Annotated in this window: 1 protein-coding gene; it reads left to right on the plus strand. The window is 44.0% G+C overall.

The features are described from left to right. Nucleotides 1-60: 60 nt before the first annotated feature. Nucleotides 61-250: hypothetical protein (locus RVS70_RS23295; protein WP_321135125.1), on the plus strand; the 190-nt coding region annotated here is incomplete at its 3' end.

The following is a 250-nucleotide window of genomic DNA, read 5'->3' on the forward strand; positions in this document are numbered from 1 at the left end:
TTCTTGTCATAAGTAATAGGTTGACTTTTTTTACAATGGGTAAAGTGAAAATCGCTATCCGTGAGTATAAAAGCAGCTGTGTTACTTCATGCTAGCGTTGTAGAGCCTGATAATAGCGAAGGGCGGCTACTTCAACTCCTGTGGGAAATGTTTGACCTGAAGATCCACTTTTTTGAGCGGGTTTTGCTAAAAAAGTTAGCTGAAGGACAAACCCCACGGAAAGGGAAGTGGGCAGCCGGAGTGGTGGTCA

It is taken from the genome of Virgibacillus sp. M23 (assembly GCF_034190895.1).
Classification (GTDB): Bacteria; Bacillota; Bacilli; order Bacillales; family Amphibacillaceae; genus Virgibacillus; species Virgibacillus salarius.